22 protein-coding genes are annotated in these 24,517 nt (G+C 74.0%); 13 read left to right on the forward strand and 9 right to left on the reverse strand.

The annotated features are described in order from the left end of the window. Positions 1-8 precede the first annotated feature (8 nt). Positions 9-464 (forward strand): RrF2 family transcriptional regulator, encoded by a 456-nt coding sequence (locus HDA31_RS19875; RefSeq protein ID WP_043962626.1) that lies wholly within the window; start codon positions 9-11, stop codon positions 462-464. Positions 465-585: 121 nt separating this feature from the next. Here the strand turns inward: HDA31_RS19875 and HDA31_RS19880 are convergent, their stop codons facing one another. Beyond that, the gene (locus tag HDA31_RS19880) at positions 586-1,110 is read right to left on the reverse strand and encodes a flavin reductase family protein (RefSeq protein WP_178067219.1); all 525 of its coding nucleotides are present in this window, start codon (positions 1,108-1,110) and stop codon (positions 586-588) included. Positions 1,111-1,434: 324 nt separating this feature from the next. On the opposite strand from HDA31_RS19880, the gene HDA31_RS19885 reads away from it, so the two are divergent. Together HDA31_RS19885 and HDA31_RS19890 are read left to right on the forward strand one after the other, a co-directional pair. Further along, positions 1,435-1,614, forward strand: coding sequence for a DUF4236 domain-containing protein (locus HDA31_RS19885; RefSeq protein WP_007075522.1), 180 nt, complete (start codon positions 1,435-1,437; stop codon positions 1,612-1,614). 134 nt (positions 1,615-1,748) lie between these two features. After that, positions 1,749-2,294, forward strand: a complete 546-nt coding sequence (locus HDA31_RS19890; RefSeq protein WP_178064019.1) for a potassium channel family protein — start codon at positions 1,749-1,751, stop codon at positions 2,292-2,294. Here the strand turns inward: HDA31_RS19890 and HDA31_RS19895 are convergent. Next, entirely contained in the window at positions 2,260-3,195 is a 936-nt protein-coding gene (locus HDA31_RS19895) for a hypothetical protein (RefSeq protein ID WP_178064018.1), read from the reverse strand. The genes HDA31_RS19890 and HDA31_RS19895 overlap by 35 nt on opposite strands. 61 nt (positions 3,196-3,256) lie before the next feature. Then, a complete protein-coding gene (locus HDA31_RS19900) occupies positions 3,257-3,778 on the reverse strand; it encodes a VOC family protein (protein ID WP_043962622.1) in 522 nt (173 codons plus the stop codon). Between the two features lie 49 nt (positions 3,779-3,827). Between HDA31_RS19900 and HDA31_RS19905 the strand changes: the two genes are divergently transcribed. Both HDA31_RS19905 and HDA31_RS19910 read left to right on the forward strand, forming a co-directional pair. After that, a complete protein-coding gene (locus HDA31_RS19905) occupies positions 3,828-4,286 on the forward strand; it encodes a MarR family winged helix-turn-helix transcriptional regulator (RefSeq protein ID WP_074479201.1) in 459 nt (152 codons plus the stop codon). 71 nt (positions 4,287-4,357) lie between these two features. Continuing rightward, positions 4,358-6,196, forward strand: a complete 1,839-nt coding sequence (locus HDA31_RS19910) for a tetratricopeptide repeat protein (protein ID WP_178064017.1) — start codon at positions 4,358-4,360, stop codon at positions 6,194-6,196. Positions 6,197-6,251: 55 nt separating this feature from the next. On the opposite strand, the gene HDA31_RS19915 is transcribed toward HDA31_RS19910, so the two are convergent. After that, positions 6,252-6,878 carry an SGNH/GDSL hydrolase family protein gene (locus HDA31_RS19915; protein ID WP_178064016.1) on the reverse strand — a complete coding sequence of 209 codons (627 nt, stop codon included), beginning with the start codon at positions 6,876-6,878 and terminating at the stop codon, positions 6,252-6,254. A gap of 151 nt (positions 6,879-7,029) precedes the next feature. Between HDA31_RS19915 and HDA31_RS19920 the strand changes: the two genes are divergently transcribed. Next, positions 7,030-9,339 (forward strand): HelD family protein, encoded by a 2,310-nt coding sequence (locus HDA31_RS19920; protein WP_501039828.1) that lies wholly within the window; start codon positions 7,030-7,032, stop codon positions 9,337-9,339. Positions 9,340-9,422: 83 nt separating this feature from the next. Here HDA31_RS19920 and HDA31_RS19925 read toward each other — a convergent pair whose 3' ends face one another. After that, positions 9,423-9,830: a hypothetical protein gene (locus HDA31_RS19925; RefSeq protein ID WP_178064015.1), complete on the reverse strand. Its 408-nt coding sequence runs from the start codon at positions 9,828-9,830 to the stop codon at positions 9,423-9,425. A 343-nt stretch (positions 9,831-10,173) separates the two neighbouring features. On the opposite strand from HDA31_RS19925, the gene HDA31_RS19930 reads away from it, so the two are divergent. Continuing rightward, positions 10,174-10,569, forward strand: a complete 396-nt coding sequence (locus HDA31_RS19930) for a hypothetical protein (protein ID WP_074479179.1) — start codon at positions 10,174-10,176, stop codon at positions 10,567-10,569. 82 nt (positions 10,570-10,651) lie between these two features. On the opposite strand, the gene HDA31_RS19935 is transcribed toward HDA31_RS19930, so the two are convergent. The 3 genes from HDA31_RS19935 to HDA31_RS19945 form a co-directional block, all read right to left on the reverse strand. Then, positions 10,652-11,644, reverse strand: coding sequence for a sporulation protein (locus tag HDA31_RS19935; protein ID WP_178064014.1), 993 nt, complete (start codon positions 11,642-11,644; stop codon positions 10,652-10,654). A 180-nt stretch (positions 11,645-11,824) separates the two neighbouring features. Then, positions 11,825-12,598, reverse strand: coding sequence for a DeoR/GlpR family DNA-binding transcription regulator (locus HDA31_RS19940; RefSeq protein WP_178064013.1), 774 nt, complete (start codon positions 12,596-12,598; stop codon positions 11,825-11,827). Next, positions 12,564-14,633 (reverse strand): beta-galactosidase, encoded by a 2,070-nt coding sequence (locus tag HDA31_RS19945; protein WP_221486645.1) that lies wholly within the window; start codon positions 14,631-14,633, stop codon positions 12,564-12,566. The genes HDA31_RS19940 and HDA31_RS19945 overlap by 35 nt, the downstream gene beginning before the upstream one ends. 285 nt (positions 14,634-14,918) lie before the next feature. Here HDA31_RS19945 and HDA31_RS19950 point away from each other — a divergent pair, with 285 nt between their 5' ends. The 5 genes from HDA31_RS19950 to HDA31_RS19970 all read left to right on the forward strand — a co-directional run bounded on the left by HDA31_RS19950 (position 14,919) and on the right by HDA31_RS19970 (position 21,443). Continuing rightward, entirely contained in the window at positions 14,919-16,250 is a 1,332-nt protein-coding gene (locus tag HDA31_RS19950; RefSeq protein WP_178064012.1) for an ABC transporter substrate-binding protein, read from the forward strand. A 22-nt stretch (positions 16,251-16,272) separates the two neighbouring features. Continuing rightward, the gene (locus tag HDA31_RS19955; RefSeq protein ID WP_074479175.1) at positions 16,273-17,229 is read left to right on the forward strand and encodes a carbohydrate ABC transporter permease; all 957 of its coding nucleotides are present in this window, start codon (positions 16,273-16,275) and stop codon (positions 17,227-17,229) included. Beyond that, positions 17,226-18,131: a carbohydrate ABC transporter permease gene (locus HDA31_RS19960; RefSeq protein ID WP_178064011.1), complete on the forward strand. Its 906-nt coding sequence runs from the start codon at positions 17,226-17,228 to the stop codon at positions 18,129-18,131. Before HDA31_RS19955 ends, HDA31_RS19960 begins: the two co-directional genes overlap by 4 nt. Next, on the forward strand, positions 18,128-20,296 hold the full coding sequence (locus HDA31_RS19965; protein ID WP_178064010.1) for an alpha-galactosidase: 2,169 nt from the start codon (positions 18,128-18,130) through the stop codon (positions 20,294-20,296). The genes HDA31_RS19960 and HDA31_RS19965 overlap by 4 nt, the downstream gene beginning before the upstream one ends. Before the next feature lie 82 nt (positions 20,297-20,378). Continuing rightward, positions 20,379-21,443: a MerR family transcriptional regulator gene (locus HDA31_RS19970; RefSeq protein WP_178064009.1), complete on the forward strand. Its 1,065-nt coding sequence runs from the start codon at positions 20,379-20,381 to the stop codon at positions 21,441-21,443. A gap of 61 nt (positions 21,444-21,504) precedes the next feature. Here the strand turns inward: HDA31_RS19970 and HDA31_RS19975 are convergent, their stop codons facing one another. Continuing rightward, entirely contained in the window at positions 21,505-22,878 is a 1,374-nt protein-coding gene (locus HDA31_RS19975; protein WP_178064008.1) for a cellulase family glycosylhydrolase, read from the reverse strand. A gap of 370 nt (positions 22,879-23,248) precedes the next feature. Between HDA31_RS19975 and HDA31_RS19980 the strand changes: the two genes are divergently transcribed. Next, on the forward strand, positions 23,249-24,211 hold the full coding sequence (locus HDA31_RS19980; RefSeq protein WP_178064007.1) for a TIGR03557 family F420-dependent LLM class oxidoreductase: 963 nt from the start codon (positions 23,249-23,251) through the stop codon (positions 24,209-24,211). Positions 24,212-24,517 lie beyond the last annotated feature (306 nt).

Raw genomic sequence — 24,517 nt, forward strand, 5'->3', positions numbered from 1 at the left:
ATGAGTGGGTGCAGATCTCCGCGCGCGGCGACTACGCGGTACGGGCGGCCCTGAGCCTGGCCACCGCGTACCCTTCCCTGCTGTCGACCCAGGCCATCGCGGCGGAGCAGGACATGCCCCGCAAGTTCCTGGAGGCGGTCCTGGCGGACCTGCGCCGGGCCGGGCTGGTCCGGGCCCAGCGGGGCGCCGAGGGCGGCTACACGCTGGCCCGGCCACCGAAGGAGATCACGATAGGGGCGATCCTGCGCGCGGTCGACGGCCCGCTCGCCGGGGTGCGGGGCATGCGCCCCGAGGAGACCAGCTATGACGGGGCGGCGGAGAACCTGCCCCGGCTCTGGGTGGCCGTGCGGGCGGCGGTGCGGCAGGTGGTCGACGAGGTGAGCCTGGCGGAGATGGCCAGCGGGCGGCTGCCGGGGCACGTGCGGCGGCTGATCGCCCGCCCCGACGCGTGGGAGCCCCGCTGACCCCGGGGGCCGGACTGCACTGAAGGCGCACCGGGCTGGCGCACCGCCGATGCGGCGCTGGCGCACCACGACGCGCCCCGCCGCTGACGCGCCGCGACCCCGGACCCGCGCCCCGGCGGGGTCAGGCCGCGCTGAACGCGCCCCGGTCGCGCAGCGGCGGAGCGCCGTGCCGCCCGCCGCCGAGGGCCAGCGGCGCGGCGATGACGACGGCGTGGTCGCCCGCCGGCACCCGGTGCGTCACGCGGCAGAGCAGCACCGCGAGCGCGCCGTCGACCAGCGGCACCCCGAACGGGCCGGGTGACCAGCCAGGGCCCGCGGCGAACCGGTCGGGGCGGCCGGCGGCGAGGGCGCGGGCCGCGCCCTGCTGACCGGCGGCGAACAGGTGCACGGCCACGTGCTCGGCGCGCGCGACGGCGGGCCAGCTCACCGTCGCCGAGGCGAGGCAGAACGAGACCACCGGCGGCTCCAGCGACACGGCGGTGAACGAGGCCGCCGTGAACCCGGCCGGGGGCAGCGCCGGTCGGCCCCGGCGGGCGGGGCCGCCGGGCGTGGTGACGACGGCGACCGTGGCCGCCTGCGGGTGCAGCAGGGCGTCGAGCAGGTCGGTGTCGATGGGGCGCAGCTCGGTGGCCCCGGGCCCGTCCATGGTGGTCACGCCGGCCGCCGCGCGGGGGGCCGCCGGTCTGTCCGCTCGCGGAGGAGCTCGTCCCGGTGCGCCATGACCCCATGGTGCCGCCGCCGCCGACGGCCGGTCAACGCCCCTTCCATCAAATGAGAATTCCGCAGCACGCGGCTCATGAATCCGTTTCACGCAGCCTAAACAAGATCCGAAAACCTATCTGTTGACTATGCATTACCAGCCGAGACGCCCCGGCCGTGTCCAGTGCGGACGGACGTGGGTTTCCCGGATCGGCGTTGCGGGCATGTTCCAGTCCGACACGGCAGGGAATGGTCACGAAGGGAGCCCGCGATGGGTCTGATGTTCCGCAAGCGCAAGAAGTACGGCCCGATCATCCTGAACTTCACCGAGAACGGGTTCTCCTCCTGGAGCATCAAGATCGGTCGTTGGTCGTGGAACTCCCGCGCCAAGGCGCACCGCGTCGACCTGCCCGGCCCGCTGTCGTGGAAGCAGGACAAGTCCCGGGCGTGACGTCCCGGGGTGGAACGGGGCGCCGGTGGCCCACCGGCGCCCCGTCTTGCGTTCCACCGGCGGGCCCGCGCGGCCCGCGGGCCGGGTTGGCCGAATCGCCGCCGGGACCCGGGAGGGCGGCGGAGAATCGCCGCATGACGGGGGACGGGGCGCCGGGGCGCACGGGGGAAGGGTCGCCGAGGCGTCAGCGCCGGGTGGCGACGCTGGCGGCCCTGCTGCTGCTGGTGGCCTACTTCCTGGTGCCGGTCGAGCAGGACCCGAACGGGCTGCGGCTGGCCGCGCGCAGCGTCGCCACGGTCGCGCTGGTGGCCGCCGACGCGTGGCTGGTCACCCGCCTGGTGCGCCGGCAGCTCGCGGTGGCCGACGACCCCGAGCAGGTGCAGGTCCGCTCGCTGCTGCAACTCGCGGTCGCCCTGATCGGGGGCCTGCTCGCGTTCGCCCTCGCCGACTACGTGATCGCCCGCAGCGCCCCGGGCGAGTTCGTCAACCTGACCACCCGGATCGACGCGCTCTACTTCACGCTGGCCACCCTCACCACCGTCGGCTACGGCGACGTGCACGCGCAGGGCCAGTTCGCCCGGGTCGCGGTCTGCGTGCAGATGGTCTTCACCATCGGCGTGGTCACCACGGGGGTGTCCATCGTGGTCAGGCAGTTGGCCCGCCAGGCCCGGCGGCGCTGATCAGCACGTCCCCGCCGAGCCTGCCGTGCTCCGGGGCGCGGGCCACCGCGCCCGCGTCGAGCAGGCCGGCCAGCGCCCGGGTGGCGTCCGCCGCCCGGTAGAGGGTCGAGGTGAGGGCGAACCGGCGCAGCTCGGTCACCGTGCGGGGACCACGGCGGGCCAGCTCGGCGAGGAGCTCGTGGGCCAGCGGGTCCGGGTCCGCCTCCGGCGCGACGTCGACGGCCCGCCCCTGCGGGTCGGCCGGGTCGCGGTAGCGGACACCGGCGGGCCCATCGACGGCCCACAGGGCGTCCTTGAACGCCTGGAGGCCGCGGTCCGACCCGGTCGCGAACGCCAGCCGCAGCCCCGCGTCGTCGCGGGAGCCCGCCTCGCCCCGACCCACGGGCACCGGGTCGGCCAACAGGTCGACCTCGGCCACCAGTGGGAAGCCGGCGGCGTCCAGCGCCGGGCGCAGGGGCGCGCCGGGCGCGGTCGCCAGCAGCAGGTCGGCCGGGCGGCCGGAGCGGGCGGCGGCCAGCAGCGCGGGCGTCGGTGCCGCGCCGTGGGCCAGGGTCAGCAGCGGCGCGCCGGCCGCGCCGGCCGCCTTCAGGGCCACGGGCAGCCGCGCCGGGTCGCCGGGCACCACGTGCACGGCCACCTCGGCGGGCAGCGTCGCCTCGACCGCGCCGAGGCGGGCCGGGAGGGTCTCGTCGCCCGCGGCGAGCACCAGGACGGTCAGCCGGAACCCGCGCAGCCGGTCGGCGTGCTCCCCCACCACCCGCAGCGCGGCGTCCGCGCCACCGGCGTCGGTCCCGGCGTACGCCAGGGCGAGGGTGGCCCGCCGCGAGCGGTGCAGCGCTGCGGGCAACCAGGCGTCGAGCTGTCGGACGAGCAGCTCGCGGAGGACGGCGTCGGTCGGCATCCTGCCGTTCTACCGCACCGTCCGCCACCGGTGCGCGGCGATCCCCGGGTCTGCGCGCCGGTCAGGCCGGGACGGAGATCCCGACGCCGCCCCGGGTCTGCCCGCCGTAGCGCTGCCGCTCGCGGTCGAGGTCGAGGCGGCCGATCCGCTTGCGGGCGGTGAGCGCGGCGTCGTCGAGGAGGTCGGCCGGCACCAGCCAGACGATCTCGAACTCCAGCCCGTCGGGGTCCTTGCCGTAGAGGCTCTTGGTGGTGCCGTGGTCGGAGCTGCCGGCCAGGGCGCCGGCGGCGGCGAGCCGCTGGGCGGTGACGGCCAGCTCGTCGAGGGTGTCGACCTCCCAGGCCAGGTGGTAGAGGCCGACGGTGGCCCGGCCGGCGGTGGAGCGCCCGGCGGCCCGGCCGATCTCGAACAGGCCGAGGTCGTGGTCGTTGGTGGAGCCGGGGGCCTGGAGGAAGGCCGCGCCCCGGAACCCGTCCGGGGTCATCGGGATGGCCCGGAAGCCGAGGACGTCGCGGTAGAAGGCGACGCTGCGCTCCAGGTCGCTGACGTAGAGGACGGCGTGGTTGAGGCGGTGGATTCCCATGACCCCACCGTAGCGCGGTTTAGTTGAGCGTTCAACAATGACCACTATGATGGTGGTCATGACCCGCTGGCTGAACCCCGACGAGCAACGCACCTGGCGGGCGTACCTGGCCGCCTCGCGGGCGCTGATGGAGAAGCTCGACCGCGAGCTGCAACGCGACGCCGGCATGCCGCACGCCTACTACGAGATCCTGGTCCGGCTCTCCGAGGCCCCCGACCGGCGGCTGCGGATGAGCGAGCTGGCCGACGCCACCGGCTCCTCCCGCAGCCGGCTCTCGCACGCCGCCGCGCGGCTGGAGGCGTCCGGCTGGATCCGGCGCGAGGACTGCCCCACCGACCGGCGCGGGCAGATCGCCGTGCTCACCGACGCCGGGTTCGCCACGCTGGCCGCCGCCGCGCCCGGCCACGTCGAGGGGGTGCGCCGGCACCTCTTCGACGCGCTCAGCCCCGCCCAGGTCGACCAACTGCGCCGCATCAGCGAGACGATGCTGGACCACCTGACCGGATGATGACCGGATGATGACCGAATCGCGATCGTCGGGGGGTTGTACTTATTGTCGCGGTGCGGCCACGATGGGGCGTGTCCCCCGCCTTCGGTGAATTGACCGGCCAGGCGCACCAGCTGGTGTCCGCCGGCGACCTGGCCGGCGCGCAACAGTTGCTCTCCGATGCGCTGCGCGACGCCGACCCCCGCCCCGACCACGCCTCGCCCGAGCTGGCCGAGGCCGCCGGCCTCCAGGCCCGCGTCCTGGTCGCGCTGGGCGAGCCGCACTCCGCGCGCGGCTGGGCCGCCTTCGCGTACGCGGCGGCGACCCGGCTGCACGGCCGCGACGACCCGCGCACCGTGGCGGCGGCGGCCACCCTCGCGGCGGTGCTGCACCGGGTCGGCAGCTACGCCCGCGCCGCCCGGCTCTACTCCGACGTCATCATCGAGCTGACCGCGTCCGACGGACCCGAGTCGCTGCGGGTGCTGGCCGCGCACGCCGACCTGGCCACTGTGGAATACGCGCGGGGCCAGTGCGAGGTGGCCCGCGAACGCCTCCAGGACGCCTGGGAGCTGCACCGCGAGGTCTACGGCGACGGGCACCCCAGCGGCATCAAGATGCTGGCCCGGCTCGGCTCGATGCAGCGCGACTGCGGGGAGTTCGCCGACTCCCACGACACCCTGGCCCTGGCCCGGGAGCTGTGCCGGCAGCACCTCGCCGCCGACGACCCCCTCGCCGCTCAGGTGTCGGCGCTGGCCCGGGCGGCGGCCAACCCCGGCCACGTCTGCGGGCGCGCGCCCGTCGTCGAGCGGGAGGCGCCGACCGCCGAGCCCGAGCCGCCCGTCGCGCCCACGGTGCCGGCGGCCCGCGAGGCGACGGCCGCCGAGGGCCCCCCGACGTACGAGCCGGCGTGGCCGTCCCGCGAGGAGCCCCGCCCCAGCGCGACGTGGCCGTCCTACGAGGAGCCCCACCCGGCCGACGACGACGTCCCGGCGTACCGGTCGGCGTGGCCGGCGGACCAGGATTGGCCGGCGGAGCAGGAGCGGCCCGCGCAGGAGCAGCCCGCCCCGCCCGTGGTGCCCGCCCCCCGGCTCCCCCCGGACGACGACCGCTGGGCGAGCGGGGAGAGCCGGCCCTGGGCCGAGGACGACCCGTGGATCCGGCAGCACGCCCGCCCCGAGCCGGCGTACGCCGATCCGGGGCCGGCCCACGCCGAACGGGACGACCGGTGGCCGGCCGAGCGGGACGACCGGTGGCCGCAGGAGCCCCGGCCGGCGGAGGGCCCGGTGCCGCCCGCGGTGCTCGGCCTCGCCGGCACGGGCGTCGACGCCCCCGCCGCCGGGGTACGCGCCGTGGGACCGCCCCCGCCCGCGCAGGACCGCGCCCGGCTGCTCCCCGTGCTGGTCCCCCGCCCGCCCGCGCCCCCGCCGCGCCGGCTCACCCCGCTCGTGGTGCTCGCCGGGGTGACCGTGGTGGTGCTGGGCACGGCGGCGGTGGTGGCCGGGGTGGCCCGGGTCGGCGGCACGGATCCCGCGCCCGGCCCGTCGCCCTCGGCGAGCCCCCCGCCGGAGCCCGACCCGTCCGGCGCGGGGCCCTCGGGCCGGTCCCCCGGCGCGAAGCCGTCCGGCAGCCGGTCGGCCAGCCCCCGAGCCGCCGCCTCCCCCGGCAGCCCGCCGGGCGGGGTGAGTCTGCGGGACAACCGGGAGAACATCGCGCTGCGCTGGACGTACCCGGCCGGGGCCAGCGGGCCCGTCGTGCTCGCCGGTGCGCCCTCCGGGCGGCAGCCGAACGCGTTCGAGACGCTGCCGGCGGGCACCACGAGCTTCCTCGTGTACGGGCTGGACCGCGCCGACGACTACTGCTTCACGGTGGCGGTGGTGTGGTCGGCCGAGACGGTCGGCCGCAGCCGCCAGGTCTGCACCAGCCGCCGCTGACCGCTCGCCCCGGCCGGGACCGGGGCAGCGGGTCGGGGCAGCGGGTCGGGCGGGGTCAGGCGTCGAAGGCGGCCAGGAAGGCGTCCGCGATCACCGCGTGGCCCGGCAGTCCCGGGTGGACCCGGTCGTCGGCCCAGCGGCTCGACGGGCTGTGCGCCAGCACCCGGTCGAAGGCCGCCTGGGTGGCGACGTGCACGGCCTCGAAGTCCTTGGCGACGGCGGCCACCACCGCCGCGTAGCGATCGGTCTCGGCGCGCTGCGGCTCGTCGACGTCGGCCTCGATGAGGAACGGGTCGGCCAGCACCAGCCGGCAACCGGTGGCGGTCACGGCGCGGCGCAGCAGGGCGCGCAGGGTGCGCTCGTATTCGTCGATCGGCACGGCCTCGGCCTCCTGGCCGGGGCTGAACGCGCGCCAGATGTCGTTGATGCCGACCATCACGCAGAGCCAGTCGGGGCGCTCGGCGATGGCGTCGGCGTCCCAGCGGGCGGCGAGGTCGCGTATCGTGTCGCCGCCGACGCCCCGGTTGACCCAGGTCAGCTCGCGCTCCGGGTAGCGGGCGTCGACGAACGCGCGGACCAGGCTCAGGTAGCCGTCGCCGTAGGGGGCGGCGTGGTCGCGCCGGCCGCAGTCGGTGATGCTGTCCCCGATGAACACGACCCGTTGACCGGCACCCAGCAGCATGCGCGCGACTCCGTCCCGACCCGTGGCGCAGCGCCGCCCCGATCGCTTGGCCGGGGGGTCGCCGCGCGGTATCTTTGGCAATTCAGGCACAAAAAAGGAACGGCGTGCAGAATGCCGTTCCTGACGCAATTCTAATTATTGGGGAGAAGGCTTGTCAAGGCACTCCGTGGGTCCCGACGAGCTGCGCAACGACGACCAGAACGGGCACGCCGACGAGATCGGCCACGAGCAGGAATACGTCTCCATGCTCTACGACCGGCTGGACGGCCTGCGGGAACAGTCCGCCCGGCGGCTCGCCGAACAGCTCCGCGCCGGCGGCGGCACCCAGCAGGCGCGGTCCCAGCGCGACAGCGCCGTGAAGATGTACGCCGAGCAGGTCGAGCAGTACTCCGCCGTGGAGAACGGGCTGTGCTTCGGCCGGCTGGACACCGACGACGACGCCCGCCACTACATCGGCCGGATCGGGATCTTCGACACCAGCGGCGACTACGATCCGCTGCTGATGGACTGGCGGGCCCCGGCCGCCCGCGCCTTCTACCTGGCCACCGCCGCCAACCCGCAGGGCGTGCGGCGACGCCGGCACCTGCGTACCCGGCAGCGGAAGGTGGTCGCCCTCAACGACGAGGTGCTCGACCTCGCCACCGCCTCCCCCACCGCCCACGAGGAGCTGACCGGCGAGGCGTCCCTGCTCGCCGCGCTCAACGCCGGGCGCACCGGCCGGATGCGCGACATCGTCGAGACGATCCAGGCCGAGCAGGACCGGATCATCCGCGCCGACCTGCCCGGGACCCTGGTCGTGCAGGGCGGCCCCGGCACCGGCAAGACCGCCGTCGCCCTGCACCGGGCGGCCTACCTGCTCTACACCCACCGACGGGAGCTGGCCACCCGGGGCGTGCTGCTGGTCGGCCCGAACGAGACGTTCCTGCGCTACATCTCCCAGGTGCTGCCGGCGCTGGCCGAGACGGGCGTGCTGCTGCGTACCCCCGGGGACCTGTTCCCCGGCGTCAGCGCCCGCCGGGCGGAGCCGGCGCGGACGGCGGCGCTCAAGGGCCGGGCGGAGATGACGCAGGTGCTGGCCGCAGCCGTGCGGGACCGGCAGTGGGTGCCCGACGAACCGCTGGAGATCGAGGTCGAGCGGGAGGTGCTGCCGCTGGCCCCGGAGACCGTGCGGACCGCCCGGGACCGGGCCCGCCGCTCCGGACGGCCGCACAACCTGGCCCGCGCGGTCTTCGACGTCGAGGTCGTGCACGCCCTCGCCGCCCAGGTCGCCGAGCGCATCGGCGCGGACCCGCTCGGCGGGGCCAACCTCCTGGAGGAGGCCGACGTCGCGGAGATCCGCCGGGAGCTGCGCGAGGAGCCCGGGGTGCGGGCCGCGCTGGACCAGCTCTGGCCGGTGCTCACCCCGCAGCGCCTGCTCGCCGACCTGTACGCCGACCCGGACCGCATCGCCGCCGCCACGCCCGGCTGGACCGACGCCGACCGGGCGGCGCTGCGCCGCGAGCCGGGCGGCTGGACGCCGGCCGACGTGCCGCTGCTGGACGAGGCCGCCGAGCTGCTCGGCGAGGACGACCGGGCCGCCGAGGCCCGCCGGGCCCGCCTGCGCGCCCTGCAACGCGAGTACGCCGAAGGCGTGCTGGAGATCGCCCGGGGCTCCCGGTCGATCGACGTGGAGGACGAGGCGGAGGGCGGCGAGATCCTCGGGGTGGCCGACCTGCTGGACGCCGACCGGCTGCTGGAGCGGCAGGAGTCCAGCGACGGGCTGACCACCGCCCAGCGGGCCGCCGCCGACCGGAGCTGGGCGTTCGGGCACGTCATCGTCGACGAGGCGCAGGAGCTGTCGCCGATGGCCTGGCGGCTGCTGATGCGCCGCTGCCCCAGCCGGTCCATGACGATCGTCGGGGACGTGGCGCAGACCGGCGCGCTCGCCGGCACCCCGTCGTGGGGCGAGGCGCTGGAGCCGTACGTGGCGCAGCGGTGGCGGCTGGAGGAGCTGACGGTCAGCTACCGCACCCCCGCCGAGATCATGTCGGTGGCGGCCGGGGTGCTGGCCGAGATCGACCCGCACCTGCGCCCGCCCCGCTCGGTGCGCCGCAGCGGGGTGCCGCCGTGGGAACGCGCGGTCGACGGGGGCCGGCTGGCCGGCGAGCTGGCCGACGCCGCCGTCGCCGAGGCTGCCGACCTGACCGACGGGCGGCTCGGGGTGATCGTGCCCGCCGGCCGGGTCGACGCGCTGGGCCCGGCGCTGCTGGCGGTCCTGCCCGAGGCGGCCGTCGGCGACCACCCGGAGTTGGAGAGCCGGGTGGTGCTGCTGACGGTGGCCCAGGCCAAGGGGCTGGAGTTCGACACCGTCCTGGTGGTCGACCCGGACGGGATCGTCGCGGAGTCGCCACGCGGGCACAGCGACCTCTACGTCGCGCTGACCCGCGCCACCCAGCGCCTCGGCGTCCTGCGACCCGCCTGACCCGCCCCGGCTACCGGAAGCTTGGACGGTTGCCGTCTGCTGTGGACGGCAACCGTCCAAGGTCTGGTCGCCCTGGCGGCCGGTCAGTCCTCGGTGAAGTCGCCGACCTGGCTGGCGCTGCTGGACTGGTCGCTGGTCGCGCCGCCCGCCGGGGTGCTCAGCCCGCCCGTGGTCGCGTCGCCCGTGGTGGTCGGCGCGACCTTCCCCGGGTGCCGCTCCGGCTGCCGGGCCACCCGGCGGACGCTCGCCGGCCCGGCCGTGCCGCCGGTCGTGGTGACCGCGCCCTGGCCCCGGGTGGGGCCGCCGTCGCGCAGCACCGCCGGGTCGATCCGGACGTGCGCCGGGTCGTCCGGGTCCTCGTCCTGAATGACCCGCTGCACGTCGGTCTGCGGCACGGTGACCTCGTCGAGGGCCCCCTCGCCGTAGACGCCGCCGGCGATCCGTTCCTCGGCCTTGCGGGCGGACTCCCGCATCGTGTCGTCCTCACGCACGTCCATCACCTCGCAGAAGTGTCGGAATCGTGCTGCGTGCCCGGCCCGGGGGCGACCAAACGTGCCCGCGCCGCGCGCCCCGGCCGCGCACCGCACCACCCGGTCCGCCCGCACCGCCCGGTCCGCCCGCACCGCCCGGTCCGCTTGCTCCGCCCGCCGCCCAGCCCGGCCACCCGCACCCGCCCCGAGCTGCTGCTATCCGGCGACAGGAGGGTGTTACCTCGCCGGGGAGCCGGGTAGTCGGGGGGTGCCCCCGCCACGAACGTCAACCGTGCCGTGGCCGAAACGCGGTAGCGGGGCGAGGGAGCGCAGTAAGGACTCATCGCATCCTGAGGAGGACAAGATGAGCACGCAGGCTGCATCCACCAGGCCGATGAACCGCACGCAGGAAGCCCCGAACCGGGCGATGAACGACATGCCGAACCGCGCGATGCAGGAGGCGCCCACCCGGCCGATGCCGATGATGCACGACGGGCACCGGGAGCCGATGATGGCACCGGGCACGGAGACCAAGCAGGCCTTCATGACCACGGAGTTCTGGGTCTACGTCGCCTCCGTCATCGGCGTGCTCGCCGCGTCGTACCTGGTCGGCAAGAACTCGGTCGGCGTGGACATCTTCCGCGCGCCGCAGGCCTGGTTCTTCATCACGCTGCTGACCATCGGCTACCTCGGCAGCCGGGGCCTGGCCAAGGCCGGCAGCAACTTCCGCAGCGGCGCGGAGCGCAAGGCCCGGCACTGACGCCGGACCAGCTCCGAGCAGCACGGTGGCCCGCCGGGATTCCCGGCGGGCCACCGTCGCGTTTCTTCGCGTACGTGCCGGACTACTCCTCGCCGAAGCCCCAGTCCTCGGCGAAGTCGCCCTCGATGGCGTCCTCGATCATCTCGCCGGCGACCATCCCGCCGACCGCGCCGAGCGCCGCCCCGGCGACGATCCCGCCCATCCCGGGACCCCGGCCGCGACCGTGGCCGTGCTGCATCGGGTAGCCGTGCTGCGGCGGGTAGCCCTGCGGGGCCCCGAAGCCCTGGGCGCGCAGGCCGCCGTAGCGCGACGTGGTCTCCTTCAGCCAGCCGTCGACCACCTGCGCCCAGTCGACGCGGTCGGCGTCGGCGTGCGAGACCGTGTAGCGCCCGAAGACGTCGTGGCCGGCGCTGAGGAAGCCGCCCCGCTTGTCGCACTCAAGGATCACGTCGATGCCCTGCTGGCTGGTGACGAACGTCAGCTCGACCTCGTTGATGACCTGCGCGTACTGCGGGGCCGCGAAGTACTCGATCTCCTGGTAGAAGGGCAGCGTCTGCTGCACGCCGTGGATGTGGCCGCGCTCCAGGTCGGCGCCCTTGAACCGGAAGCCGAGCCGGGCGAACGCCTCCAGGATCCGCTCCTGCACCGGCAGCGGGTGCACCGCCACCTGGTCGAGGTCGCTCTTGTCGACGGCCCGGGCCACCGCCACCTCGGTGCGCAGCCCCATGGTCATGCCGTGCAGGCGCTGGCCGTACACGTCGGTGATCGGGGTCTCCCACGGCACCGGGAGCTGGAACGGGATCGACAGCTGCTGCTTCGGGGCGAGCTCGAAGGCCCCGCTGACCGGCATCCGGTGGAACTCCATGATGCCCGCGTACTCGCTGTCGCCGCTCTCGATCTCGACACGGGTGACCAGGCCGACGGCGATCTGCTCGATGGCGGCCGGGGCCTCCCCGCCGACCAGGTTGACCCGGCCGTCGAGGGCCAGACCGGGCCGGGTGTTCGGGTTCGCGAGAACGGTGTCCACGGTCGGACCGCCCACCCCGAACGCGCTCAACATCTTCTTGAAGACCATCGCCACTCCCGCAGGTGCGCGCTCCACCCTGGAGCGTCGCAGCTCACGGCACCGACCCTAGCCAACACCGCTGTGAGATGCCTGGGAACACACCGTGCCCTGCTCGGCGTGCTCGGCGGCGTCCGGCGGGCGTGAGAAGGGGGCCCTTCTCTACCGTATGCGTTAACAGGGGGCCCTTCCTTACACCTCCACCACGACCAGGTCGCCCACCTGCTCGGCGAGCGGGGCACGGGCCGCCGGGTCGAGCCCCGCGTCGGTGATCAGCACGTCCGCGTCGGCGAGCGGGGCGATGGTGGCGATGCCGATCGTCTCCCACTTGGTGTGGTCGGCCAGCACCACCAGCCGCCGGGCGGCGTGCACCAGCCGCCGGTTGATGCCGGCCTCCAGCAGGTTGGGGGTGGTGAAACCGGTGCGCGGGCTCATCCCGTGCACCCCGAGGAAGAGCACGTCGACGTTGAGCGTGCTCACGGCGGCCTCCGCCACCGGCCCGGTCAGCGCGTCCGACGGGGTGCGGATGCCGCCGGTGAGCACGACCGTGCGGTCGGCCCGCGGGTCGGCGTAGAGCGCGTCGGCGACGGGGATCGAGTTGGTCACCACGGTCAGCCCGCGCACGTCGGCGAGCAGGGTGGCCAGGGCGGCCGTGGTGGTGCCGGCGGAGAGCGCGATCGCCATGCCGGGCTCGACGAGGGTGGCGGCCCGCGCGGCGATGGCCCGCTTCTCGTCGCGCTGGCGGATCGACTTCGCGGCGAAGCCGGGCTCCTCGGCCGAGCCCGGCCCGGCCAGGGTCGCGCCGCCGTGCACCTTGTCGATCAGCCCGCGTTCGGCGAGGACCTCCAGGTCGCGGCGGATGGTCATGTCGGAGACGCCGAAGCGGGTCACCAGGTGGCTGACCCGCACCCCGCCGCGCTGCCGGATCAGCTCAAGGATGGCGCTCTGCCGTTGCTGGGCGAGCATCGGACCCCTCCTCCCGGACCACGGCCACCTCGCCCGGGGCGACCTCCAGCTCCCCGGCGCAGCGGACGCCCGTGAGCAGCTCGGTGCCGGTGGCGGCGATCCGGGCCGGGCGGTCGGTGTGGTTGACGACGAACAGCCAGCTCCGCCCGTCGCCGGAGCGGCGGACCACCTCCACCCCGGGCGGTGCGGCGGCCGCCGGCCCGACCCCGGCCTCGGCCAGCAGCCGGGCCACCAGGCGGTCGGTGGCGGCGTCGTCGAGGCGGGTGCCCGCGTACCAGGCCGCGCCCGCGCCCACGGCGTGCCGGGTCAGCGCCGGGACCCCGGGCAGCGGCCCGTCGGCGTACGCGGCGACGACCTGCGCGCCGGCCGGGTGCAGCCACTCGGTCCACACGTCGGCCGCGGAGCCGTCGTCGAGGGTGACCCGCTCGCCCTCGCGCAGCGGGAAGAACTCCTCGGTGCGGATGCCGAGCAGCTCCCGGAACGCGCCGGGGTAGCCGCCGAGCCGGACGTGGTCGTGCTCGTCGACGATGCCGCTGAAGTAGGTCACCAGGGCGGTGCCGCCGGCGGCGACCCACCGGCGCAGGGCCTCGGCGTCGGCGTCGCGGACGAGGTAGAGCGTCGGGACCAGCACGAGGCGGTAGCGGGACAGGTCGGTCGACGGGTGCACCACGTCGGCGGTGACGCCGGCCCGCCAGAGCGCGCCGTGCAGGGCGGCGAGCCGGTCGGCGTACGTGACGTCGACGCTGGGGTGGGAGTCCAGCTCGACGCCCCACCACGCCTCGTAGTCGAACAGGATCGCCACGTCGGCGTCGACGCGGCTGCCGCGTACCTCGGCGAGGGCCTTCAGGTCGGCGCCGAGCCGGCACACCTCGCGGAAGACCTTGGTGTCCGCCCCGGCGTGCGGGACGAGCGCCGAATGGTACTTCTCCGCGCCGGCCCGGGACGCCCGCCACTGGAAGAACAGCACCCCGTCGGCGCCCCGGGCGACGTGCGCGAGGCTGTTGCGGCGCAGCTGCCCGGGTGCCTTCGCCACGTTGCGGGGCTGCCAGTTGACCGCGCTGGTGGAGTGCTCCATGAGCAGCCACGGCGCGCCGCCGGCGACGCCCCGGGTGTGGTCGGCCGCCAGCGCCAGGCCGACGTGCGAGAGCGGGTCGGCGGCCGAGAGGTAGTGGTCGGTGGCGACCAGGTCCACGTCGGCGACCCAGGAGTAGTAGTCCATGTGCTTGCTCATGCCCACCATGAAGTTGGTGGTGACGGGCTGGGCGACGAGCCGCTTGAGCAGGTCGCGTTCGGCGCGTAGCTGGGCGCGCTGTTCGTCGGAGGAGAAGCGCAGGAAGTCGAGCTGCTGGGTGGGGTTGGCGAAGGTCGGCGCGGCGCGCGGCGGGTTGACCTCGGCCCAGTCGCCGTAGCGCTGGCTCCAGAAGAGGGTGCCCCACGCCTCGTTGAGGGCGTCGAGGTCGCCGTAGCGCTCGCGCAGCCAGCCCCGGAACGCGGCCGCGCTGACGTCGCAGTAGCAGTGCACGTTGTGGCAGCCGAGCTCGTTGGAGACGTGCCACATGACGACGGCGGGGTGGTCGGCGTAGCGGGTGGCGACGGCCTCGACGAGGGTGAGCGAACGCTCGCGGAACACCGGCGAGCTGGGGCAGTACGCCTGCCGGCCGCCCGGCCACAGGACGGTGCCGTCGGCGCGGCGGGGCAGCGTCTCGGGGTGGGCGTGGGCCAGCCACGGCGGCGGGCTGGCGGTGGCGGTGGCGAGGTCGACCGAGATCCCCCCGGCGTGCAGGGTGTCGAGGGCACGGTCGAGCCAGCCGAAGTCGTACGTGCCCGGGGTGGGCTCCAGCAGCGCCCAGGAGAAGATGCCGACGGAGACCAGGTTGACCCCGGCGCGGCGCATGAGCTCCACGTCCTCGGCCCAGGTCTGCTCGGGCCACTGCTCGGGGTTGTAGTCGGCGCCGTAGTAGATGCCGTCGCCCTGCCAGCCGTCGCCCTGCCAGCCGGTGTCGCGCTGCCCGCCGGTGTCGTGTCGATCCCGCATGAGGGCACAGCGTGCCCGCGTAGCACACCCAAGTCAACACTTTTCAACATCGGGCTTCTTTACAACGTTTACCGCGCCGATCCCCTTGTCACAGCGCGGTTTCGATCGACAGATCGACCCTTGACAGCGCCCGACGGACGAGTAGCTTGAGGCCCCTATGGCCGTTCGTGTTCGCTGATGTGGGTTCACGGTGGATCCGCTGTGGCATTCCCGAACGCCGAACACCCACCACCCCCACCACCCCACCCCCGGGTGCCGCACCCCTTCTCAGCCGCAGGAGGCACCATGTCCCGTCCCCGCACCCAGGCCGAGTACCTCGCCCGGCTCGTACCCCCGTCCGTCGCCGGCCTGCGCCGGCGCTCCCTGCTGGCCGGCGCGGCCGGAACGGGCGCCCTGCTCGGCACCGGCCTGCTCGCCGGCTGCGGCTCGGACTCCGAGTCCGGCGGGGCGGAGTCGAAGACGGTGTCGCTCGGCTCGAACCAGTCCGACCCCAAGCCCAAGGACGTGCTCGCCAAGGTCATGGCCGGGTTCCAGACCGCCTCCGGCGTCGAGGTCGCGATCAACACCGTCGACCACAACACGTTCCAGGAGAACATCAACAACTACCTCCAGGGCAAGCCGGACGACGTCTACACCTGGTTCGCCGGCTACCGCATGCGGTTCTTCGCGGCGAAGGGCCTGGCCGGCGACGTCAGCGACGTGTGGGGCAAGCTCTCCGGCTACTCCGACGCGTTCAAGAAGGCGTCGACCGGCGACGACGGCAAGCAGTACTTCGTGCCGGCGTCGTACTACCCGTGGGCGATGTTCTACCGCAAGTCGGTGTGGCAGCAGCGCGGCTACCAGGTGCCGAAGACCCTGGACGAGCTGAACGCCCTCGGCGCGCAGATGAAGCGGGACGGCCTCAACCCGATCGCCTTCGGCGACAAGGACGGCTGGCCGGCGATGGGCACCTTCGACATCCTCAACCTGCGGATCAACGGCTACCAGTTCCACATCGACCTGATGGCCGGCAAGGAGGCGTGGACCTCCGACAAGGTGAAGAAGGTCTTCGACACCTGGGCGGGGCTGCTGCCGCTGCACCAGGCCGACAGCCTCGGCCGGACGTGGCAGGAGGCGGCCCAGTCGTTGCAGCAGAAGAAGTCCGGCATGTACCTCCTCGGCCTCTTCGTGGGCCAGCAGTTCAACGACGACGAGCAGGACGACCTCGACTTCTTCACCTTCCCCGAGATCGACCCGGCGATCGGGGCGAAGGCCCTGGACGCGCCGATCGACGGCTACATGATGGCCCGCAAGCCGAAGTCCGCGGCCAACGCGAAGAAGCTGATGGAGTACCTCGGCTCGAAGGACGCCGCCGACGTCACCGTCAAGAACGACCCGAACACGCTCGTCGCCAACAGCGGGGCCGACGTCAGCGGCTACACCGCGTTGCAGAAGAAGGCCGCCGAGCTGGTCGGCTCGGCCACCGAGATCGCCCAGTTCCTCGACCGGGACACCCGGCCCGACTTCGCCTCCACCGTGATGATCCCGGCGCTCCAGCAGTTCATCAAGGACCCGAAGGACATCGGCGGGCTGCTCACCAGCATCGAGAACCAGAAGAAGTCGATCTTCACCGACTGACGACGGCGAGAGGCGAGGACACGTGTCCGACCTGCCCCTGATCCAAGCGGATCCCGCCGTGTCGTCGCCGGCCGCGACCACCCGCAAGGGTGGTCGCGGCCGCGGGTCACGGCTCCTGTCCCGCACCGACCGCGTGGTGATCGCGCTGATGGTGCTCGTACCGCTGCTGCTGGTCGTCGGCCTGGTGTGGTTCCCGGCCCTGGCCACGGTGGCGCTGTCCGGCACGAACTGGGACGGCATCGGCCCGATCGGCGAGATCGAGTGGGTCGGCGGCCGCAACTACTCCGACGTGATCAACATCTATCCGCCGTTCGTGCCGGCCGTGCAGAACAACCTGCTCTGGCTCGCGGCGCTGTTCGTGGTCGCCACCCCGTTCGGCATGTTCCTCGCCGTGCTGCTGGACAAGGAGATCCGGGGCAGCCGCTTCTACCAGACCGCGCTCTACCTGCCGGTGGTGCTCTCGCTGGCGCTCATCGGCTTCGTCTGGCAGCTCATCTACTCCCGCGACCAGGGCCTGCTCAACGCGGCGCTGGGCACCAGCACCGACTGGTACGGCGACCCGGACGTCAACATCTGGGCGGTGCTCGTCGCCGCCGGCTGGCGGCACGTCGGCTACATCATGCTGCTCTACCTGGCCGGGCTGAAGGGCGTCGACCCGTCGCTGCGGGAGGCCGCCGCCGTCGACGGCGCGTCCGAGGCCACCACCTTCTTCAAGGTGGTCTTCCCGGTGCTACGGCCGATCAACATCATCGTGCTGGTGGTGACCGTCATCGAGTCGCTGCGCGCGTTCGACCTGGTCTGGGTCGTCAACAAGGGCCGCAACGGGCTGGAGCTGATCTCCGCGCTGGTCACCCAGAACGTCGTCGGCGAGGCCAGCCGCATCGGCTTCGGCTCGGCGCTGGCGACGCTCATGCTGGCCGTCTCGCTGGTCTTCATCACCGTCTACCTGGCGACCGTCATGAGGGAGAACCGGAAGTGACCGCCGCTGCCCCGACCCGCGAGCCGGACGCCGCCGCGTCCGGCCGCCGCCCGCTGCGGCCCGCCCGGGTCGTCCTGCACCTCTTCCTGGGCGCGGTCGCCGTCGGCTGGCTGTTCCCGATCCTCTGGGCGGTGCTGACCTCGCTGCGCTCCTACGAGTACACCGCCGCCAACGGCTACGTCTCCCTCGGCGGCTGGACCCTCGACAACTACGTCACCGCGTGGCGCACCGCCGAGTTCGGCAAGCACTTCCTCAACTCCGTCTACATCACCGTCCCGGCCGTGCTGCTGACGCTGTTCCTGGCCTCCTGCGTCGCGTTCGTCATCGCCCGGTTCAGCTGGAAGCTCAACATCGTCCTGCTCGGCCTGTTCACCGCCGCGAACCTGCTGCCCCAGCAGGCCCTGCTGATCCCGTTGTTCCGGCTGTTCACCGAGGTGCCGCTGCCGCCGTTCATGAGCGACTCCGAGCTGCTCTACGACAGCTACTGGGGGCTGATCCTGGTCAACGTCGCCTTCCAGTGCGGCTTCTGCGTCTTCGTGCTCAGCAACTACATGAAGGCCCTGCCGCACGAGCTGTACGAGGCGGCGATGGTCGACGGGGCCAGCGTGTGGCGGCAGTACTGGCAGGTGACCATGCCGCTGTGCCGGCCCGCCCTGGCGGCGCTGGCCACGCTGGAGGTGACCTGGATCTACAACGAGTTCTTCTGGGCCACCGTGCTCATGCGCACCGGCGACAAGTTCCCGGTGACCAGCTCGCTGAACAACCTGCGCGGCGAGTTCTTCACCGACAACAACCTCGTCTCGGCCGGCTCGGTGCTGGTCGCGATCCCCACCCTGGTGATCTTCTTCCTGTTGCAGAAGCAGTTCGTCCGGGGCCTGACGCTGGGAGCCTCAAAGGGATGACGATCGTCCACCTGCGCCGGGCCGCGACCAGCCTGGTGCTCGACGCGCGCGGCCCCGGGCTGCCCCGGGTCGCACACTGGGGCGCCGACCTCGGCCCACTCGCCGCCGACGACCTGACCGCGCTCGTCGCGGCAGGCGTGCCGCCGGTGGTGCCGAGCAGCTTCGACGCCCCGACCGTCCTGTCGCTGCTGCCCGAGGCCAGCGCCGGCTGGAGCGGGCGGCCCGGGCTGGCCGGGCACCGCGCCGGCGCCGCCTGGTCCACGGCGTTCCGCCTCGACGCCCTCGCCGTCACCGACGAGCCCGACGGGACCGGGGACCCCGCCGACCCGGCCGGTCCGGCCGGCTCGGCCCGGGTGACCGTGACGGCCAGCGACCCCGCCGCGGCGCTGACGCTGACCGTCGAGGTCGCGCTGGACCCGGCCGGGCTGGTGCTGCTGCGGCACCGGCTGCGCAACGACGGCGACACCCCGTACGAGCTGCGGGAGCTGACCGGCGTGCTGCCGGTGCCGGCGGTCGCCACCGAGCTGCTCGACCTGACCGGCCGGTGGTGCCGGGAACGGTCGCCGCAGCGGCACCCGTGGCCGATGGGCGCGTGGGTGCGGGAGGGCCGGCACGGGCGCACCGGGCACGACGCGACGCTGCTGCTGGTGGCCGGCACGGCCGGGTTCGGCTTCCGGCACGGCGAGGTGTGGGCGGTGCACACCGCGTGGAGCGGCGACCACGTCACGTTCGCCGAGCGGCGGCCCACCGGGGAGGCCACGCTGGGCGGCGGCGAGCTGCTGGGCAGCGGCGAGATCACGCTCGGCCCCGGCGAGTCCTACGCCACCCCCCTGCTCTACGCCGCGCACTCGACCGCCGGCCTGGACGGGCTCAGCGACGCGCTGCACGCCCACCTGCGCGCCCGACCGGGGCATCCGCGTTCGGCGCGGCCGGTCACCCTCAACGTGTGGGAGGCCGTCTACTTCGACCACGACCTCGACCGGCTGCGCGCCCTCGCCGACCACGCCGCCGCCGTCGGGGTGGAACGGTTCGTGCTCGACGACGGCTGGTTCGTCGGCCGCCGGCACGACCGGGCCGGGCTCGGCGACTGGTACGTCGACGAGACGGTCTGGCCGGGCGGGCTGCAACCGCTGATCGACCACGTGCGCGGGCACGGCATGCAGTTCGGCCTCTGGGTCGAGCCGGAGATGGTCAACCCCGACTCCGACCTGTTCCGCGCCCGCCCCGACTGGGTGCTCGCCGTGCCCGGCCGGCTGCCGCCCCCGTGGCGACACCAGCAGGTGCTCGACCTGGCCAACCCGGCCGCGTACGCGTACGTGCTGGGGCGGCTCGACGCGCTGCTGCGCGACCACGACGGCATCGCGTACCTGAAGTGGGACCACAACCGGGACCTCACGGAGGCCGGCCACGCCGGGCGGCCCGGGGTGCACGCGCAGACCGCCGCCGCCTACCGGCTGCTCGACGAGCTGCGCGCCCGCCACCCGGGGCTGGAGATCGAGAGCTGCTCCTCCGGCGGCGCGCGGGTCGACCTGGAGATCCTGCGCCGCACCGACCGGGTCTGGGCCAGCGACTGCAACGACGCCCTGGAGCGGCTGGCCATCCAGCGGTGGACCGGGCTGCTGCTGCCGCCGGAGCTGGTCGGCAGCCACGTCGGGCCCGACCGCTCGCACACCACGCGCCGGGTGCACGACCTGGGCTTCCGGGCCGCCACCGCGCTGTTCGGCCACTTCGGCGTCGAGTGGGACATCGGCTCTGCCAGCGCCGCCGACCGGGTCGAGCTGTCGGCCTGGGTGGCGCTGCACAAGCGGCTGCGACCGCTGCTGCACGCCGGCCGGGTGGTCCGGGTCGACCACCCCGACCCGGCCGTCTGGGCGCACGGCGTCGTCGCCGCAGACCACACCCACGCGGTGTACGCCGTGGCGCGCGTCGCCACCTCGGTCGCCCAGACGCCGGGCGCGCTGCGGCTGCCGGGGCTCGACCCAGCCCGCCGGTACGCGGTCCGGCCGGCGGCCGGCGTGCCGGAGCCGGCGACGCTGGAGCTGACGGAGCCGGGCTGGCTGCCCGGGGTGACCCTGCCGGGCGCGGTGCTCGCCTCCGTCGGCCTGCAACTGCCGGCCCTGCACCCCGAGCAGACCCTGCTGCTGGAGGTCCACGCGGTCGACTGATCCCCCGCCTTGACCTTCCCCCTCGGGCAAGCCACAGGCTGGTGCCTGCCGGTCGCGGTGACCGGCACGAGGAGGACGTGACGTGGGGCTGCTGACCATCGGAGGGTTCGCCCGGGCCGCGCGGCTGACGCCGAAGGCGCTGCGCCTGTACGACGAGCTGGGCCTGCTCCGGCCGGCGGCGGTCGATCCCGAGTCGGGCTACCGGCTCTACGACCCGGCCCAGCTGGAGCGGGCCCGGCTGATCGCCTCGCTGCGGCGCATCGGCATGCCGCTGGCCGAGATCCGCACCGTGTGCGGGCTGCGGCCCGAGGCGGCGGCCGAGGCCGTCGACGCGTACTGGCGGCGGGTCGTCGCCGACACGGCGCAGCGCGGTCGCCTCGCCACCCTCCTCGTCGGCAACCTGTCCGGAAAGGGGTCCGCCATGGACCACACCGCTCTCGCCGTCCGCCACGCCACCCGGTGCGACACCGGGGCCGCGCGGGACAGCAACGAGGACGCCGCGTACGCCGACGAGCGGCTGTTGGCCGTCGCCGACGGCATGCGCGGGCCCGGCGGCGCGGCGGCCAGCACCGCCGCGATCGACGTCCTGCGGGCGCTGGAGCCCGCCGACGTGCCGGCCGCCGACCTGCTCGCGCTGCTGGCCGGCGGCGTCGACGAGGCCCACCGGGCCGTGCGCGGGCTGGCGGTGGACGCGCACCAGCCGGTCACCACGCTGACCGCGCTGCTGCGCTCCGGCTCCTGGGTGGCGCTGGTGCACGTCGGCGACAGCCGGGCGTACCTGCTGCGCGAGGGCGAGCTGCACCAACTCACCCGGGACCACACGTACGTGCAGTCGCTGGTCGACGCCGGCCGGCTGGCCCCGGAGGCGGTCGCCGCCCACCCGCAGCGGGCCGTGCTGGTGCGCGCCCTCGGGGCCGGCGGCGAGCACGTCGAGGCGGACCTGGCGCTGCGCGACGCCCGCCCCGGTGACCGGTACCTGCTCTGCTCCGACGGGCTCTCGGCGGTGGTCGACCCGGCGGCGGTGCGCGACGCGCTGGGCGGGGCCGGCGGACCGGACGAGGCCGTGGAGCGGCTGGTCGCACTCGCGTACGCCGCCGGCGCGCCCGACAACGTCGCCTGCGTGGTCGCCGACGTCGTCGCGGCGTAGCCCGGACGGACGCGGTGGCCGGGCCCGTGCGGGCCCGGCCACCGCTGGTGGTGCGGAGGGGTCAGCTCGCCGTGCAGGTCACCGCGGGGGCGGCGGGGGTGCCGGTGGAGCTGCCGAGGAAGCCGAAGCTGGTGCTGGCCCCGGCCCCGAGCTTGCCGTTGTAGCTGACGTTGGTGGCGGTGACGTTCGACCCGCTGCTGGTCAGCGTCGCGTTCCACGCCTGGCTGATGGACTGGCCGCTGCCGAGGGTCCACTTCGCCGTCCAGCCGTTGATGGCGGCGGAGCCGGCGGTCACCTTCACCTCACCCTGGAAGCCGCCCTGCCACTGGCCGATGATCGTGTACGTCGCCGTGCAGCCGCCGCTGGCCGGCGGGGTGGTCGGCGGGGGCGTCGTGGTCGGCGGCGGGAGGGTCGGGGTCACGGTCGTCGACGGCGTGGGCGTGACGATGCCGCCGTAGACCGACGCCTCCTTCGACGTCGCCTTGATGCCGTTGGCGCCGTTGAAGATGCGCTGGCCCCACGTGGTCAGGGCGTTCGGGTTGAAGTTGGTGGTCATGTCGAGGTATTCGACGCCGCCGCCGTTGCCGCTCCACGACCAGCCGAGGTAGCCGATGCCGTTGGCCTGCGTGTACGCCAGGATGGCGTCCTCGTCGGGGTTGCCGTCGGAGTGGTCGAAGCCGAACTCGCCCACCACGATCGGCAGCTTCGCGGTGCGGAACCGGCCGAGGTAGTCGGAGATCTCGGCGGCGGTGTCGAAGACGCCGTACATGTGGATGGAGAAGACGGTGTTCTTCTGCGGGTCGGCCGCGAACACCGACGCCGCGTTGTCGCGCATGGTGAACGACCAGTCCTGGCCCCAGTTGGGGGCGTCGACCATGATGGTGTGCGCGAGGCCGGCGGCGCGCAGCCGCTTGATCGCGTTGGCCGAGTCGGTGGCCCAGGTGCCGTAGCCCTGGTTGCCGTAGGGCTCGTTGCCGATGTTGACGATCACGTACTTCTCCTGGCCGGCGAGGGCGCTGGAGATGCTCAGCCAGTAGTCGACCGCCCGGTCCAGGGTGATCGCGCCGCTCTGCTCGCCGTAGCCGGTGGTGTCGTGCACCTCCAGGACGCAGATCAGCTTGTTCGCCTTGCACAGGGAGATGACGTTGGCGACGTCGGCCGTGTCGTTCTTCGCCCAGCGGTCCCCGCTGGCCAGCACCACCCGCACCGTGTTCGCGCCGAGGGCCTTGATGTTGGCGAAGGAGCTGGTCTGCTGCGGGTACCAGGTATGCGCGTGGTTGACGCCGCGCATGACGAACTCGTTGCCGTTGGCGTCGTAGAGCTTGCCGTTGGCGACGGAGAAGCCGGCGGCGGCGTGCGCGGGCTGCCCGAAGGCGAACACGGCGGCGAGGACCGTCAGCAGGGCGACGCCCGCGACGGAGAGACGTTTTCTCATGGCCTTCCTCAGGGAGGGTCGAGCCCCGTGCCCGGCGGGGGTGCGGTGGTGACGAAGAAGGCGGCTGGCCCGTCAGCCGCCGTCCGGCTCCGCGGCAGCGCAGGCATCAGCGTAGGCCGATCAGTGAGGGGGGGCAACCGGTTCAGTGACTCGCCACTCAGCGGAGGGATGTCCTGTGGCGGCTCGCGGGGCAGCGAGCCGCCACAGGTGCGGTCATCCCCACCACAGGATGCGACGCCCCCAGCCTGAACCGGTTAAGGCCGGACCTTACCACCCAGAGCCGCCCCGTCAAGGCCTCGACGGCCGTCGAGGGTTGACCGACGCCCACGGGGGTAAGCGGGGTGGATCGGCAGAGCGAAGGAGATGCGCCATGGTCAACGTCGGCTACACCCTGATGTGCGAGCAGGCCGGGCCGAAGGAACTGGTCGACTACGCGGTGCGCGCCGAGGCCGCCGGCTTCGACCAGCTGGTGATCTCCGACCACTACTATCCCTGGCTGGATTCCCAGGGCCACTCCCCGTACGCCTGGTCGGTGCTCGGCGCGGTCGCCCACGCCACCAGCCGGGCCGAGCTGATGTCCTTCGTGACCTGCCCGATCCGCCGCTACCACCCCGCCGTGGTGGCGCAGAAGGCCAGCACGATCGGGGTGCTGTCGGACGGCCGGTTCACCCTCGGCCTGGGCGCCGGGGAGAACCTCAACGAGCACGTCGTCGGCGGCTGGCCGCACGTGCAGCAGCGGCACGAGATGTTCGAGGAGGCGCTCCAGATCATCCGGCCCCTGCTGAACGGGGAGACGCTAACCTTCTCCGGCAACCACTTCGACGTGCCCGACGCGTACGTCTGGGACCGGCCCGACCGTCCGGTGCCGATGGCCGTGGCCGCGTCCGGCCGGCAGTCGGCGACGCTCGCCGCCGACTACGGCGACGGCCTCGTCGCCACCGAGCCCGACGCCCAACTGATCCAGATGTACGACGACGCGGGCGGCGTGGGGCAGCCCCGGTTCGGCCAGGTCGCCATCTGCTACGGCCCCGACGAGGCGGAGTGCCGCAAGATCGCGCACGACCAGTTCCGCTGGTTCGGCATGGGGTGGAAGGTCAACGCCGAGCTACCCGGCCCGGAGTCGTTCGCCGCCGCGACCCAGTACGTCCGCGAGGACGACGTCGCCGACGGGATCTCCTGCGGCCCGGACACCGACCGGCACGTCGCGGCGTTCAAGAATTTCGTCGACGCCGGGTTCACCCACGTGGCGCTGGTGCAGGTCGGCGGCGACACCCAGGCGATGTTCCTCGACTGGGCCCGGGAGGAGCTGCTCCCCCGGCTCCGCGAGCTGTGACGGTCGGGGTCGCCGCGGCGGTACGCGCTCCGCTCGCCCCATCCCTTCGAAAGGTGACCTGATGCGCATCGGCAACACGGAGATCCGCCCGGCGGGCGGGGGCCTCGGCTGTCTCCTGATGATCCTGTTCTCGGTCGTCGCCTCGATCGTGCTGACCGTCCTGCTCAACCTGGCCCGGTAGTCCACCGGCCGGCGACGGCCCGCCCGCTCCGGGCATCCACCGGTGACTCAGCGCCACCCGCGCGCCCGGCGACACCAATCCCCCCGGCCCCTTTGCTCTGCACCCACATACGCAGCGCTCACGCA

It is taken from the genome of Micromonospora carbonacea, assembly GCF_014205165.1.
GTDB lineage: Bacteria > Actinomycetota > Actinomycetes > Mycobacteriales > Micromonosporaceae > Micromonospora > Micromonospora carbonacea.

Excerpts from the sequence above, each read along its gene's own strand:
- HDA31_RS19950 (WP_178064012.1), top strand. The coding sequence starts at position 14,919 with ATGTCCCGTCCCCGCACCCAGGCCGAGTACCTCGCCCGGCTCGTACCC.
- HDA31_RS19965 (WP_178064010.1), top strand. The coding sequence starts at position 18,128 with ATGACGATCGTCCACCTGCGCCGGGCCGCGACCAGCCTGGTGCTCGAC.
- HDA31_RS19945 (WP_221486645.1), bottom strand. The coding sequence starts at position 14,633 with ATGCGGGATCGACACGACACCGGCGGGCAGCGCGACACCGGCTGGCAG.
- HDA31_RS19980 (WP_178064007.1), top strand. The coding sequence starts at position 23,249 with ATGGTCAACGTCGGCTACACCCTGATGTGCGAGCAGGCCGGGCCGAAG.
- HDA31_RS19895 (WP_178064018.1), bottom strand. The coding sequence starts at position 3,195 with ATGCCGACCGACGCCGTCCTCCGCGAGCTGCTCGTCCGACAGCTCGAC.
- HDA31_RS19975 (WP_178064008.1), bottom strand. The coding sequence starts at position 22,878 with ATGAGAAAACGTCTCTCCGTCGCGGGCGTCGCCCTGCTGACGGTCCTC.
- HDA31_RS19935 (WP_178064014.1), bottom strand. The coding sequence starts at position 11,644 with ATGGTCTTCAAGAAGATGTTGAGCGCGTTCGGGGTGGGCGGTCCGACC.
- HDA31_RS19915 (WP_178064016.1), bottom strand. The coding sequence starts at position 6,878 with ATGCTGCTGGGTGCCGGTCAACGGGTCGTGTTCATCGGGGACAGCATC.
- HDA31_RS19880 (WP_178067219.1), bottom strand. The coding sequence starts at position 1,110 with ATGGACGGGCCCGGGGCCACCGAGCTGCGCCCCATCGACACCGACCTG.
- HDA31_RS19885 (WP_007075522.1), top strand. The coding sequence starts at position 1,435 with ATGGGTCTGATGTTCCGCAAGCGCAAGAAGTACGGCCCGATCATCCTG.
- HDA31_RS19905 (WP_074479201.1), top strand. The coding sequence starts at position 3,828 with ATGGTGGTCATGACCCGCTGGCTGAACCCCGACGAGCAACGCACCTGG.
- HDA31_RS19890 (WP_178064019.1), top strand. The coding sequence starts at position 1,749 with ATGACGGGGGACGGGGCGCCGGGGCGCACGGGGGAAGGGTCGCCGAGG.
- HDA31_RS19900 (WP_043962622.1), bottom strand. The coding sequence starts at position 3,778 with ATGGGAATCCACCGCCTCAACCACGCCGTCCTCTACGTCAGCGACCTG.
- HDA31_RS19940 (WP_178064013.1), bottom strand. The coding sequence starts at position 12,598 with ATGCTCGCCCAGCAACGGCAGAGCGCCATCCTTGAGCTGATCCGGCAG.
- HDA31_RS19930 (WP_074479179.1), top strand. The coding sequence starts at position 10,174 with ATGAGCACGCAGGCTGCATCCACCAGGCCGATGAACCGCACGCAGGAA.